Genomic DNA, 15,314 nt, shown 5'->3' with positions numbered 1-15,314 from the left:
GCGTCATTACCTACAAGGAGTACGCAACGATGTTTAAATCGGTATTGTTTTGGAAAATAACCACCCTGTTGGGATTGATGATCCTGATGATGATCCCGGTAGCACAATTAATGAACGTGGTGCAGGAACGCAGTGGCTATCGCCAGAGCGTGGTTGGGCAAGTGAGCGAAAGCACCAGCCGGGCGCAGCGGATCCTCGGGCCGTTGATTGTCATCCCTTATACCCTGCGGGAAGAGAAGAAAGATGATAAAGGGGAAATTTATGTACAGGTGAGCCGCCATCAGCGCTTTGTGCTGCCGGAATCATTGCTGGTGGATGGCAAACCGAACGTTGAGGTGCGCAAACTGGGGATCTACCAGACGCAGGTGTATCAAGGGCCACTAAAGTTCCAGGTTAAATTTGCTCAACCTGAATTGGACGATTTGCACAGCAGCAATGTGACTATCGGCCAGCCATTCTTGGTGGTGTCACTGAGTGATTCACGGGGGATTAAGAGTATTTCATCGCTGAATGGTGTGCAGCAGGCCGAGTTTGAGCCGGGCACGCTGGTGGAGGGGCTTTCTCAGGGGATTCATGCACCGCTGGCACTGGATACTTTGCAGCAACACGGTTTAGAGGCGGATTTCACCCTGACGCTGGCCGGGACCAGCAGCCTTTCCCTGGTGCCGCTGGGGCGCAGCTCTGAACTGGTATTGCAGAGCAATTGGCCGCATCCTAATTTCCTCGGCAATTTCCTGCCGGACGAGCGCAAAGTGACGGAGAGCGGCTTCACCGCCCGTTGGCGCAGCACCTGGTTTGCCAACAATATCAACAGTGCGTTTCTTTATGATAACGGTATGAACGGCGAGGAGAAATTACCGACGTTCACCACCAGCCTGATTGAACCGGTTGATCACTATCAGTTGACCGAGCGGGCGGTGAAGTATGCGGCCTTGTTCCTCGGGTTGACGTTTATGGCGTTCTTCCTGTTTGAAACCCTGACCGGGCTGCGGGTGCACCCGATTCAGTATCTACTGGTGGGGGCTGCGCTGGTGTTGTTCTACCTGATTCTGTTGGCCTTCTCGGAACATCTTGGCTTTGATGTGGCCTACTTGCTGGCCAGCTTGGCTTGCAGTGGGTTGATTGGTTTTTACCTCAGCGCGGTGCTGCACGGCAAGTTACGCGGTGCACTGTTCGCCGCCAGCCTGTTGTTGCTGTATGGCGTGCTGTACTTGCTGTTGCAATCGGAAGATAACGCGCTGGTGTTGGGCTCTGTGCTGTTGTTTGGCGTTCTGGCTGGCATTATGTTGTTGACGCGCAAGCTGGACTGGTATCAGGTGGCTGATTCAGCGCGGCTGAAAGGGAATACCACCACTGAAGCGGCAGTAGAAACCGGCGCAGCACCCGCCAGCCATGGCGAAAATCGTTTCAGATTGTGGAAGTAATTTACGCAACGGGCGCATTTTGCGCCCGCTGATTTTACAGCAACGGTTCCATCTCCAGCAGGATCTGTTCGCACCACTGTTGCAAGCGATCTTCGCTCAGTTCGTACTGATTCACCTCATCCAGCGCCAGGCCGACAAAGTGTTTGCCATCGGCACTGAGGGGCTTCGGGCTGGTGAATTCAAAGCCTGCGGTTGGCCAGAAACCGATAAACTGCACGCCAAGCGGAGCCAAACGATCGTGCAGCATCCCCAGCGCATCCAGGAACCATTCGCCGTAACCTAACTGATCGCCCATCCCGTACATGGCTACAATTTTGCCTTGCAGATCCAGCTCGCCCAGTTGCGGCCAGATGGCTTCCCAGTCCTCTTGCAGTTCGCCAAAATCCCAGGTAGGAATACCGAGGATCAGGATGGTGTAATCTTCCATCAGCTTGGGGGAAACGTCTTTCAGGTTGTGCAGGTCGACCAGGTCTTCGCCCAGAATCTCACGGATTTTTTCTGCTGCCATTTCGGTGTAGCAGGTGCTGGAGCCGTAAAACAGACCAATCTTCATGTGTAAACCGTTATATCGCCGTACCGAGAATGAGCGGGAGTGTAACAGATTTGCGCTGGCTTCAGGCATAATGCCGGGGCATGAACGTAACAAAAGAGAGGAGCCTATGCAGCAACAAGAAAGTGCGCTGATTGAGCAATTCCTGGATGCGCTATGGCTTGAACGCAATCTGGCAGAGAATACGCTGGCTTCTTATCGGTTGGACTTGCAGGCGTTGGCTGGCTGGCTGGAGCACCATAACAGCAGCCTGTTGCAGGCGGAAGCGCTGGATTTGCAGGCATTTCTCGCCGAGCGGGTTGAGGGGGGCTACAAAGCCACCAGCTCCGCGCGCCTATTGAGCGCAATGCGCCGTTTATTCCAATATTTTTACCGCGAAAAGCTGCGGGCGGACGATCCCACCGCACTGTTGGCTTCGCCCAAATTGCCGCAGCGGTTGCCAAAAGATTTGAGCGAGGCGCAGGTTGAAGCATTGCTTCAAGCCCCCTGCGTTGATCAACCGCTGGAACTGCGTGATAAAGCGATGCTTGAAGTGCTGTATGCCACCGGGTTGCGCGTATCGGAACTGGTGGGGTTGACCATCAGCGATGTCAGCCTGCGCCAAGGGGTGGTGCGGGTGATCGGTAAAGGCAATAAAGAACGTTTGGTGCCGCTGGGTGAAGAAGCGGTGTACTGGATCGAAAATTATCTGGAACATGGCCGCCCATGGATGTTGAATGGCCAAACGCTGGATGTGCTCTTCCCCAGCAACCGCTGCCAGCAAATGACTCGACAGACGTTCTGGCATCGCATCAAACACTATGCGATCCTAGCGGGCATTGACAGCGAGCGGCTGTCTCCACATGTGCTGCGTCATGCTTTCGCCACCCATTTACTGAACCATGGTGCCGATCTCCGTGTCGTACAGATGTTATTGGGGCATAGTGACCTCTCGACCACACAAATTTATACACATGTAGCAACCGAACGATTGAAACAGCTACATCAACAGCATCACCCGCGCGCCTGACGTGATGGGTTAGAAAGGATTGAAAGAATGAAAAAAGGTTTAATGCTGCTCTCTATGCTGGTGGCTTCATTTACCGGTACGGTTCACGCTGACGACGCGGCCATTCAAAAAGCGCTCGACAGCCTGGGTATCAAGCAAGCTGATGTGCAAGCTTCACCGGCTGCTGGTTTGAAAACCGTCTTGACCGAGAACGGCGTGCTGTACATCACGGAAGATGGCAAACATGTGTTGCAGGGGCCGATGTATGACGTCAGCGGTGCAGAACCGGTTAATGTGACCAACCAACTGCTGCTCACCAAGCTGGACGCGCTGAAAGATCAGATGATCGTTTATAAAGCGGCAAAAGAAAAACACGTGATCACCGTGTTCACCGATATCACCTGCGGCTACTGCCACAAACTGCATGAGCAGATGAAAGAGTACAACGATCTGGGGATCACTGTGCGTTATCTGGCGTTCCCGCGTCAGGGGTTGAATTCACAGGCTGAGAAAGATATGCAGTCTATCTGGTGTGCTGCCGATAAGGCTAAAGCCTTCGATGCTGCTCTGAAAGGTGATGCGATCTCTCCGGCCACCTGCAAAACCGACATCAGCAAGCACTATGCACTGGGCGTACAGTTTGGCGTTCAGGGCACCCCCGCTATCGTTCTGCAAAATGGCATGTTGATCCCAGGCTATCAGGGCCCGAAAGAAATGGTCGCGATGCTTGATGCACATGCTGCCTCAGCCGCAAAGAAATAAGAGCCAGTGAGTATTAAAACCCAATTACGCCGCCGCGAGGCGGCGGACGCTAGCCATTTGCCAGCCAGTTTGCCGCCGTTATTACGCCGCCTATACGCTTCGCGCGGGGTAAAAGGGGAACAGGAACTGGAACGCAGCGTCAAAGGGATGTTGCCTTGGCAACAACTGGACGGTATCGACGCTGCGGTAGATATCCTGCAGCAGGCTATTTTTGATCGCCACCGCATTATGGTGGTGGGGGATTTTGATGCTGACGGTGCCACCAGTACCGCATTGATGGTGCAGGCTTTGCGCAGCATGGGCTGTAGTGCCGTTGATTATCTGGTGCCAAACCGTTTTGAAGATGGTTATGGCCTGAGCCCGGAAGTGGTGGAGCAGGTGGCGGCGCGCGGTGCTGAACTGATCGTCACCGTGGATAACGGCATTTCTTCTCATGCAGGCGTTGACTTGGCCCACGCCAAGGGAATGCAGGTGCTGGTTACCGATCATCATCTGCCGGGAGAAACGCTACCTGCGGCGGAAGCGATTGTTAACCCCAACTTGCGCGGCTGTGCTTTCCCCTCCAAATCCCTGGCCGGTGTCGGTGTCGCGTTTTACCTGATGCTGGCGCTGCGCGCCCGGTTGCGTGACTGTGGCTGGTTCGATCAGCGAACATTGGCCGTGCCCAATCTGGCAGAACTGCTGGATCTGGTGGCTTTGGGTACGGTGGCAGACGTGGTGCCGCTGGATGCCAATAACCGCATTCTGGTGCATCAGGGGTTGAATCGCATTCGCGCCGGTAAATGTCGGCCCGGCATCCGGGCCTTGCTGGAAGTGGCGAACCGGGATGCACGTCAATTAGCGGCCAGCGATCTTGGTTTTTCCCTCGGCCCACGACTGAACGCTGCTGGGCGATTGGATGATATGTCGATTGGTGTGGCTTTGCTGCTGAGCGACGACATTGCTCAGGCGCGTATGTTGGCCAACGATCTTGATGCATTGAACCAGACCCGGCGTGAAATCGAACAAGGGATGCAGGTTGAAGCGCTGCAACTGTGCGACCAACTGGAACGCACCACAACCGAACTGCCTTATGGATTGGCGATGTATCACCCGGAATGGCATCAAGGGGTCGTCGGTATCCTGGCTTCTCGCATCAAAGAGCGTTTCCATCGCCCGGTTATTGCTTTTGCACCGGCAGGTGACGGCATTCTGAAAGGATCTGGCCGCTCGGTGGCCGGGTTGCACATGCGTGATGCATTGGAACGGCTTGATTGCCTGCATCCAGGGCTGATGATGAAGTTTGGTGGCCATGCGATGGCGGCGGGTTTGTCGCTTGAAGAAGCCAATTTTGACGAGTTCCGCCAGCGGTTTGCCGATCTGGTGGGGGAATGGCTCGATCCAGCCATGCTGGAAGGGGTGATCTGGTCCGATGGCGAACTGGCGCTACAAGAACTGACGTTAACCACGGCAGAACTGTTGCGCGAAGGCGGGCCATGGGGGCAGGCGTTCCCAGAGCCGACGTTCGATGGCAAATTCCGTATTCTGCAGCAGCGGTTGGTGGGGGAAAAACACCTGAAGCTGATGGTGGAACCGCTCGGTGGTGGCCCGTTGCTGGACGGCATCGCTTTTAACATCGATACGGCGTTGTGGCCCGACAGCAGCGTGAAAGAGGCTGAATTGGCCTACAGGCTGGAGGTTAATGAATTCCGCGGCAACCGTAACGTACAGTTGCTGATCCAGCATCTCTGGCCGCGCTAACCCGTTTGCAGGGCACCTTAGGGTGCCTTTGCCGCTAGAGTTCCTCGTCAGGCACCCTGCTAACTTGCAGTAAGAAGGGTATATAAACTGGTCGCTGGATCCGCTAGAATTAACGGTTCCAGTGGCATTTCGCCATCGACGACATCAACGTAAGAACGCTAAAAATCATGTTTGAAATTAATCCGGTAAAAAACCGCATTCAGGACCTGTCTGAGCGGACGGCCATTCTCAGGGGGTATCTTTGACTATGATGCCAAGAAAGAACGCTTAGAAGAAGTCAACGCCGAGCTGGAACAGCCGGACGTTTGGAACGAACCTGAACGCGCACAGGCGCTGGGTAAAGAGCGCTCGGCGCTGGAAGCCATTGTTGAAACCATCGATCAGATGGAACAAGGCTGTGAAGACGTTTCCGGTCTGCTGGAACTGGCGGTAGAGGCCGAAGACGAAGAAACCTTTAATGAAGCGGTGGTCGAGCTTGACCAACTGACCGTCAAGCTGGAGCAACTGGAGTTCCGCCGTATGTTCTCTGGCGAATACGATAGTGCAGACTGCTACCTGGATATCCAGGCCGGTTCCGGCGGCACCGAAGCACAGGACTGGGCCAGCATGTTGCTGCGCATGTACCTGCGTTGGGCCGAAGCGAAAGGTTTCAAAACAGAAGTTATTGAAGAGTCCGACGGCGACGTTGCGGGCTTGAAATCTGCGACCATCAAAATTATCGGCGACTACGCGTTTGGCTGGTTGCGTACTGAAACCGGCGTGCATCGCCTGGTACGCAAGAGCCCATTTGATTCTGGTGGCCGCCGCCACACCTCGTTCAGTTCAGTGTTTATTTACCCGGAAGTGGATGATGACATCGATATCGACATCAACCCGGCCGATCTGCGCATTGACGTTTACCGTGCTTCTGGCGCGGGTGGTCAGCACGTAAACAAAACCGAGTCAGCGGTGCGTATTACCCACTTGCCGACCAACATTGTGGTGCAGTGCCAGAACGATCGCTCTCAGCATAAGAACAAAGATCAGGCATTCAAACAGCTGCGTGCCAAGCTGTATGAATATGAGATGCAAAAGAAAAATGCTGACAAGCAAATGATGGAAGACGGCAAGTCTGACATCGGCTGGGGCAGCCAGATCCGCTCTTACGTGCTGGATGATTCCCGTATCAAGGATCTGCGCACCAACGTAGAAACGCGTAATACGCAGGCCGTACTGGATGGCGACCTGGATAAATTCATTGAGGCAAGTTTGAAAGCCGGGTTATGAGGAACAAGAATGTCTGAGCAACAAGCACAAGGCGCCGAGCAGGCGTTGGATCTCAACAACGAACTGCAGTCACGCCGTGAAAAACTGGTCGCGCTGCGCGAGAACGGCATTGCGTTCCCGAATGATTTCCGCCGTGATACCACGTCTGACAAACTGCATGCAGAATACGACAGCAAAGACAACGAAGAGCTGGAAGCACTGGGCATTGAAGTGACCGTTGCTGGCCGTATGATGACCCGCCGTATTATGGGGAAAGCCTCGTTCGTCACGTTGCAGGACGTAGGTGGCCGCATTCAGCTGTATGTGGCGCGCGACGATCTGGCTGAAGGCATCTATAACGAGCAGTTCAAGAAGTGGGATCTGGGCGATATCCTCGGCGCTCGCGGCAAACTGTTCAAAACCAAGACCGGTGAGCTTTCTATCCACTGTACCGAACTGCGCTTGTTGACCAAAGCGCTGCGTCCGCTGCCGGACAAGTTCCACGGCTTGGCGGATCAGGAAACCCGTTATCGCCAGCGTTATCTGGATCTGATCGCCAATGAAGAATCGCGCAAGACCTTCCAAGTGCGTTCTCAGGTGATGGCGGGGATCCGTAACTTCATGGTGGGCCGTGGCTTTATGGAAGTCGAAACCCCGATGATGCAGGTGATCCCTGGCGGTGCTTCTGCCCGCCCGTTTGTTACCCACCACAATGCGTTGGACATCGATATGTACCTGCGCATCGCGCCAGAGCTGTATCTGAAGCGCTTGGTGGTCGGTGGCTTCGAACGCGTGTTTGAGATCAACCGTAACTTCCGTAACGAAGGCGTTTCTCCGCGTCATAATCCAGAGTTCACCATGATGGAACTCTATATGGCGTATGCGGATTACAAAGACCTGATCGAACTGACCGAGTCGCTGTTCCGCACGTTGGCGCAGGATGTGCTGGGGAATACCCAAGTGCAATACGGTGATGAAGTGTTCGACTTCGGCAAACCGTTTGAAAAGCTGACCATGAAAGAGGCGATCAAAAAGTATCGCCCTGAAACCGATCTGAACGACCTGAACGATATGGGTAAAGCGGTAGCGATTGCTGAATCCATTGGTATCAAGGTTGAGAAGAGTTGGGGTCTTGGCCGTGTCGTCACTGAGATTTTCGAAGAGACGGCAGAAAGCCACCTGATTCAGCCTACCTTTATTACCGAATATCCGGCAGAAGTTTCCCCGTTGGCACGCCGTAACGATCAGAACCCGGAAATTACCGATCGCTTCGAGTTCTTTATCGGTGGCCGTGAAATCGGTAACGGTTTCTCTGAGCTGAACGATGCAGAAGATCAGGCCCAGCGTTTTGCTGACCAGGTTGCTGCAAAAGATGCGGGTGACGATGAGGCGATGTTCTACGACGAAGACTACGTGACCGCGCTGGAACATGGCCTGCCACCAACCGCAGGTTTGGGCGTTGGTATCGATCGGATGGTGATGTTGCTGACCAACAGCCACACTATCCGTGATGTGATCCTGTTCCCGGCTATGCGCCCGACCAAGTAATATTGCGTTAATTCATCAACCGGTGCCGCTTGCGGTGCCGGTTTTTTTTCGCCTGAAGCTGGCCGAAGGGCTATGTTGCTGCTAACCGCTTAAAACATCAGCAGTTAAATGCTTTCTCCGCTTGCCCGATGCGCATAACCGGTTATAATGCCAATCGCACACCAAAGCGGGTGTAGTTCAATGGTAGAACGGCAGCTTCCCAAGCTGCATACGAGGGTTCGATTCCCTTCACCCGCTCCAAACTCACTTCTTCCAACGTCTACCAAAGCCTACTCAACCCAGTAAATTCAAGCCTTCCGGCGAAATCTCGTTATCCCAAGGTCTACCCGCATCTACCAAAATCTATACATCCATGTGTATAGTAATGTGTATAGGATGTCGAATCTTCTTCGGAGCTATACACAATGCCCCTCACAGACCTTGAGCTACGGCGCTCTAAGCCGCAAGACAAACCCTATACACTCAGTGACGGTGGTGGGCTTTCTATACTCATTGAGCCGAACGGTTCCAAACCGAGCAACTGACTGATGATGCGTTTTTCTCCTGTAAGTCTCAGCTTGATGATTGGCTAAAGCCATTCGACGCCATTAAAAAGAGGAGAGGAAAGCTATCAGTCTATACATGACTTTTACGTCAGGGTGATCGAAACTCGACAGAAGGCAGACAAAATCAATATTAAAAATTGAACATTTTATCTTCAATGGCAGCGCCTTCCTATATGGCTAAAACATCACCCGCACGCGCGGCAAACGAAAAAATGTGTATATATCCACCCTACTTCAAGTCGATCGAATTATTTCGGGTATAGTTTTTTTATCAACTTAGAACGTGTCATTTTTACTGAATTTAATTGTTGGCGTTCTACTCCCTGCACCTAGAATTCAGGCATTAACATATTGAATACGAATCATTCCTTATAGCTAGCTTTGAATTATTAATTCCAACACCTAGTTATTCCTGATATCAATCTAAAACTCCTTAGCCATTTGTTTTTTTGAATTAATTTAATGCTTTGTATATCAGTGATATAGACCGTTGATTGATGATAAATAATACGATATTTATAGAAATTGTTATTTCGTTAAGACTCTTCTTAACGTGTTGAATGTAAATATTAATTTCAAAGTAAATATCATTTCTTGCTCCTTTTTTATTGATTTTAAAAGGTTTATAGCCGCAGGAGACCAACTTGCGTTTTGGCAAGACGGAACTAGATTTAAGCTAAATTTGTGTTTTTCTATCTTCAAATCACGCTACTGCTGGCTCCGAGTTGAAGAGAACAAACAGTTCAATGATGGCTGATGACTGCCATACCTTTAAAGGAGTTTTTATGAACAAAGTTTACCGAGTGATATGGAGTACAGCGTTGCAGGTGTGGGTGGTTGTCAGTGAACTAACAAATAAAAAGCAGAAAACGGCCAATCACAGTAGTTGTGAGCAACAACGTCTTGAAGGCACAAGCAAAAATAGCCAGATCTTCAAAAACAGTACAATTGCTTTGTCGATATTCTCCGCTTTGGGTATCTATAGTAATGCCTATGCTTTGACTCCAGCAGAATGTGCCGCTATGGGGAGCAGTTGCGTAGCGGTGGGCACGCCAGCAGCCTTGGTCACGGCGTTGGGGAATACCAGTACGGCAACGACGATTTTATTAACCGCCAATATCGATATTTCAGCATCCAATGCGTCAGGGATTGCTGTAAACCAAGCTACAAACGCCCGACGGGATCTGGTGATTGATGGTGGCGGCTATAATTTAAGGTTTGCTGGTTATGCTTTTACCATGACCGCTGCAGGCACTAACAATGCGGCTTGGGCTGGCCAGAATGCCACTTTCAAACTCACTAATTTTGGCGATATTACCTCAACGTCGGCGATCACCAGCGGCACTGTTTCCCGGTTGGTGTATGCACAAGACGACACCACCCGATTGTCGGCGACGTTGGATAACATCAACTCGGTACCCAATGGTAAGTTGGTCGCCATGGGACTTGACAGCGCAGCGGTTACCGCTAACTCTGTTGGGAGGGTGATATTTGGCGATATTATCCAACCTATCACATTGAATTTCGGTACCTACCGGCAATCGGTATTAGGCACCAATATTACCTTTACTGGCCACTTCAACCTAACGGGGATCAACAGCCCGGACTATCCTGCGGTATTCTGGAGTAACGCTACCGCCGCTAACAGCTTGCTTCATTTTGCCGCTGGTTCTGATGTGAATATTATTGGTACGCGCCTGACCAACGGCCCTGGTGTGGTTGGTGTTGGTGTAGCGTCATATAATTACCTGATTGATGATGGCGCGAAGCTGACTTTGACCATTGATAGTCAGAATCCATTGGGTGTTGCCAACTATGGTGTGCAGATAGGTTCTTATGACACGGGAACCGGTTTATTTGGCTCCGGAGCTGTTATTGTCATGAATAATCTGGCGGGTGATGTGATCAGTAATGCCCCCAGTACCACCACGACCTCATACATTTACAATGGCCCGGCTTCGCCTAACGATGTGATCTACAACTTGGCTCCAGGGTCAAACTTGGTGGTTGCCGCAGGTGCTGCTAATGATGGGATCCTTGCCACCAAAACTACCGGAACGGGGGGCATTTACATCCGTTCAGCGGCAACCATGTCGGATGGCACAGCAAATACCACTGCCGGTACCGGGATTAACGTCACTGCAGGTTCATCCGGCAAAGTGATCGTGCGTAATGAAGCAGAAGGTACGATCAGAAAAGCGACCGGGATTAGCGTCACTGATTCGGGCAGTGGCTCGGTCGATGTCACCAACGCCGGTACTATAAACAGTACCACTGCTGGGGTGGCTCTCACCCACAATGGCACAGGTACAGTGAAGCTCACCAATAGTGGTTCGATCACCAGTACCACCGCAGGTTTGGCGCTGAGTGCTGCCACGGTGGGTAAGAACATCACGGTAGATAGCACTGGGGGAACAATTACCGCCACTGGCGGCAGTGGTATTACGCTTGGTAACAACGTTGTTCTTAACCTCATCAACGGTACCATTGCGACCACTGGCGCGGCTACGGGGTTGACGATAGGCGCAACCAATGCGGGTATCCAGATCCTGACAGGAACCATCTTCAATCTGGGCGGTACCGGTAGTGCAATCTCTAAAGGCGCATCGGGGAGTGTCAATCTCAGCAATACCCAATTCAATGCGACCAGCGGTACGGTGTTCACCACCTTGGCTGGCCTCAATTTCCTGCAAGGCCTAACCAATAACGCGATTAACCTGACAGGAAGTGGTGCAGTCACCGGGATCAGTTCAACGGCTTCGCTCGATCTGTCTCCTGCTTACCTGGATATCAATGTTAACAATGCGGCGGCAACGGGGATCTCGACCTCAGGTGCGACTGGTGGAGCCGTTACCGTCGGGCCCAACACTACGATCAATGCCAGCGGTGGGGCTGCTGCGATCACTTTTGGTAATACGATTGCCGAATCATTGATCAATAACGGGCTGATCAGCGGCAGCATTTCTATGGGTAACAGCGGTAATACCATCGTCAATAACAAGACGTTAGGTTCGCTGACCAGCGGCACCGGGGCGGATACGCTGACGTTGAATAGCGGTTCGGTCAGCACGGGGATTATCGATCTTGGATCTGGTAATAACATCGTCAATATTAGCGATGGTGCCACGATTTATGCTGTCAATACGGGAATTGGCAACGACACCTTCAACGTTAACGATCTCACCAACGGCAGTACCACTTCTTTAGGTGTGCTGAATGCGGGAGGTGGCACCAATACGCTGAACCTGAACAACTCCACTCGTACTCTGAACAGTGCCACCCGGCTGCAGAATTTTGCCAATATCAATCTGACGAGTAATTCCCTGATTACCCTGAGTGATGTCAATAATATCACCAGTGGTAACGTCAATCTGGCTGCCGGTAATACCCTGGCATTCGGTAATACCTATAATGGCACATTCGGCGCTATTCTGAGCGGCGTGGGTAATGCACAGGTACAGTCTGCTGGAAATGTGACCTTAAACGCTGCCAGTACCTTTACCGGGAGCTGGCAGATTGATACTGGCGGCACATTGAATGCTGATGCATTCAATCAGTTTGGTAGTACGCCCGCAATCGTGCTGAACGGGACATTGAACTTTAACAATAGCGGTACGTTTAATAATGCCTTAACCGGTACCGGCTTGCTGAATATTAACGACACAAATGGGGTCTTTGACTTTGGCGCAGGTGCCGGGAACGCGTTTGCCGGTACGGTGGATCTCAATAATGCTACCTTCAACCTATCGGGACTCAATTCCAGCGCCTTGAATAATGCCACACTGCGGGGTTCTGCAGGGAGTGTGATCACTCTGGATCCCGGTGTGCACAACGTAGGCGATCTGGTCTTTAATGGCGGTACATTACAATTTTCACCGGGCGGGCTTATCAGTACTGGAGGGGGCACGGGCTCAGGTTCACTCTCAGTGACTGGCAACTCAATTATCCAGGCTGACCCGACATTGCTGACCGCTGGCAACCTGTTAGATCTGAATGCCGGGGTGTTTACCGATCTGGTACAAAGTGGCAACACGCTCTCCGCCGCCGATTTGGCAAGGCTCCAGCTACAGGATTTATTGGGTAATAGCCTGGCTGCTGGCACTACCGCAGACTATATCCAGGGCGGCCAAGTAGTCGCAGTGAATACCTACGATTTTGATCTGGTCAGCAATTATGGTTTCAGTAGTCGTGGGTTGAGTATTTATGAACAGCTTACCCAATCGGATTTACAAGCTGGGCAAACGCTGACCTTAACCTCCAACGGTGCCAGTAATACCACACTAACCTCACAATTAACCGGTTCGGGTAATCTGGCGATTGGGGCGGACAACACGGCACTGACTCTCAGCAATGATTTGAACAATTACACCGGTTCCACCACAGTCAATGCGGGTAGCCTGACGCTGGGAACCAATAACTCGCTGGGTAATACGTCCCTGCTGGATGTTGCCGCTGGGGCAACGGTCAATCTGGCTGGCAATGAGCAAACTGTTGGTACATTGAACAATGCAGGAACTGTCGGCCTGGCAGGTGGGAGCCTGAACATCACCACGGGGGGGACATCAAGTGCGACTGGTGGGCTAAGCGGGGCGGGCGCGTTGAACATTAACGGTGGTTCGTTCACCGTCACGGGAGCAAACGACAGCCTGACAGCTAAGACGACCGTTGCTGGTGGTGCGAGCGCTACACTCAGCGGAGCGGGTAATCTCGGTAGTGGTGGTATTGAGGTTGATGGCACCCTGAATCTTAACAGTGCCAATCCGGCCTTTAACAACACCCTCAGTGGTGTGGGAACCGTGAACACTAATGCGGCTATCGGGCTGACGGGCAACAACAGCTTCAGTGGTGCTTTTGAGGTGAATACCAACGGTAGCTTGACGGTAAGCAGCGCTGCCAACTTGGGTAGTGCAGAGGTGGATTTAACGGATGCCACCGCTCAACTGCTGCTCAATGGTTTTACCGAAAGTCTGGGTAACACCCTGAGTGGCGTGGAGGGCTCTACCGTGCGGCTCAACAATGGCTCTTCGACGACCTTGAGTGGGGCCAACGCGGACTTTGCGGGTCTGTTTGACCTGCTGGGCAACAGCACCCTGACGGTGTCGCAACCGGCCCATCTGGGCAGCGGCAGCGTCAATATTGCCAGCGGCAGTACGCTGGCGTTTGACACCTATGCCGGGGGGGCGCTGACCGCCCTGAACAATGCCCTGAGCGGGGCCGGGACCTGGGTGCTGCGCAACAGTAATATTAATCTTTCGGGGAACAGCACGGATGTCGTGGGCTTCGGTGGCCTGCTGGACATCAACACCGCGTCCTCGTTGACGCTGGATGGCACAACAGCCCTGAATGCCGGCACCGTGCTGAACGTCAATGACGCCAGCAGCACGCTGAATATCGCCACCACCGGCAGCTATACCCTGAACAACACCCTGACCGGGGCCGGTCAGGTGAATGTCGATACTGCCAACACCGCCTTCAACCTGGGGGCCGGTGCAGGCAGCGCCTTTACCGGCAATATGACGTTGAATAATGCCACCTTCTCGCTGGCGGGCACCAATGCCGGTGCCCTGGTCGGGGCCGGGCTGACGCTGGGCAGCGGCAGTGTGACCACCGTCGGCGTGCCCGGCACACCGGCCACCGAGACGCTGCGGGCCCTGGCCCTGGACGGCGGGACGCTGACCTTTACCGGCGGCGCGCCGCTGTCGCTGGCCGAGAGCACAATTGACACCCAGAGCCTGACCGCCAATGGCGGCACCGTCAACGTGGTGGGCGGCGGGGCGTGGGACAACACCCTGCCGGTGGTGCCACCGAACCTGTCGATACTCGACCAGAACCGCGGGGCGACGGCGATGACGCTCATCAACGCCAACACCGCCAGCGGGGCCGATACCCTGACGCTGATGATTGACGGCGTGGCGGTCACCCCGCAAGGGGTGGTCTCGGCCATCAACCAGAACGCTTTTCACGTGGCGGACGCGACTTATCATTATTCGTTATCCAACACCAACAGTGCCAGCGCAGCGGGCTTGTACCTGAACTATGATCTGAGTGCCATCAACCTGTTGTTGGACACCCCCAATGCGCTGGTGATTGCCACCGACGCCAGTCCGGATGCCAACAAGACCCTGACGGCACAGCTGACCGGGGCGGGTGGCATTGTGTTTGATGCCACCCACGATACGCTGACCGTCACCAATAGCCAGAACAGCTACACCGGCAGCACCACGGTGACCGGCGGCACCGTCCTGCTGGGCAGCAACAGCGCCTTCGGGGCCACTTCGCTGCTGACGGTGAACAGCGGTGCCACGTTTAATACCAATAATTTCAGCCAGAGTGTGGGGGCATTGACCAACCTCGGCACCGTACGCCTCGACCCCGGCGTGTTGACCAGCGGCCTGCTGACCAACACCGGGGTGATTGACCTGGCAGGCGGCACCCTCAACCTGTCAGCCGGCGGCACCTCCACGGCGGTGGGCGGCCTGACCGGGGCCGGCACCCTGAACGTCAACGGCGGT

8 protein-coding genes and 1 tRNA gene are annotated in these 15,314 nt (G+C 53.3%); 8 read left to right on the top strand and 1 reads right to left on the bottom strand.

What is annotated here, in order from left to right:
* The first annotated feature begins 29 nt into the window (after positions 1–29).
* Entirely contained in the window at positions 30–1,424 is a 1,395-nt protein-coding gene (gene creD, locus IV04_RS03275) for a cell envelope integrity protein CreD (RefSeq protein ID WP_037400663.1), read from the top strand.
* Between the two features lie 34 nt (positions 1,425–1,458).
* On the opposite strand, the gene fldB is transcribed toward creD, so the two are convergent.
* The gene (gene fldB, locus IV04_RS03270; protein WP_037400660.1) at positions 1,459–1,977 is read right to left on the bottom strand and encodes a flavodoxin FldB; all 519 of its coding nucleotides are present in this window, start codon (positions 1,975–1,977) and stop codon (positions 1,459–1,461) included.
* Between the two features lie 106 nt (positions 1,978–2,083).
* On the opposite strand from fldB, the gene xerD reads away from it, so the two are divergent.
* The 7 genes from xerD to IV04_RS03235 form a co-directional block, all read left to right on the top strand.
* A complete protein-coding gene (gene xerD, locus IV04_RS03265; RefSeq protein WP_037400802.1) occupies positions 2,084–2,983 on the top strand; it encodes a site-specific tyrosine recombinase XerD in 900 nt (299 codons plus the stop codon).
* Positions 2,984–3,010: 27 nt separating this feature from the next.
* Positions 3,011–3,724, top strand: coding sequence for a bifunctional protein-disulfide isomerase/oxidoreductase DsbC (gene dsbC / locus IV04_RS03260; protein WP_037400658.1), 714 nt, complete (start codon positions 3,011–3,013; stop codon positions 3,722–3,724).
* 6 nt (positions 3,725–3,730) lie between these two features.
* Positions 3,731–5,464, top strand: a complete 1,734-nt coding sequence (gene recJ / locus IV04_RS03255) for a single-stranded-DNA-specific exonuclease RecJ (protein WP_037400655.1) — start codon at positions 3,731–3,733, stop codon at positions 5,462–5,464.
* 167 nt (positions 5,465–5,631) lie between these two features.
* A protein-coding gene (gene prfB, locus IV04_RS03250; protein WP_152562793.1) for a peptide chain release factor 2 occupies positions 5,632–6,730 on the top strand; the annotation gives its coding sequence in 2 pieces (ribosomal slippage) (positions 5,632–5,706 and positions 5,708–6,730; 1,098 coding nt in all).
* A 9-nt stretch (positions 6,731–6,739) separates the two neighbouring features.
* Positions 6,740–8,257, top strand: coding sequence for a lysine--tRNA ligase (gene lysS, locus IV04_RS03245; protein ID WP_037400649.1), 1,518 nt, complete (start codon positions 6,740–6,742; stop codon positions 8,255–8,257).
* A gap of 166 nt (positions 8,258–8,423) precedes the next feature.
* A tRNA-Gly gene (locus tag IV04_RS03240) sits at positions 8,424–8,497 on the top strand.
* Between the two features lie 1,090 nt (positions 8,498–9,587).
* Positions 9,588–15,314, top strand: a 5,727-nt coding sequence (locus tag IV04_RS03235; RefSeq protein WP_255351734.1) for an ESPR-type extended signal peptide-containing protein, incomplete at its 3' end; no start/stop codon positions are given.

It is taken from the genome of Serratia sp. Ag1 (assembly GCF_000743355.1).
Classification (GTDB): Bacteria; Pseudomonadota; Gammaproteobacteria; order Enterobacterales; family Enterobacteriaceae; genus Chania.
The sequence above is the reverse complement of the archived record's forward strand: the minus strand, read 5'-3'. Positions and strand labels throughout refer to the sequence as shown.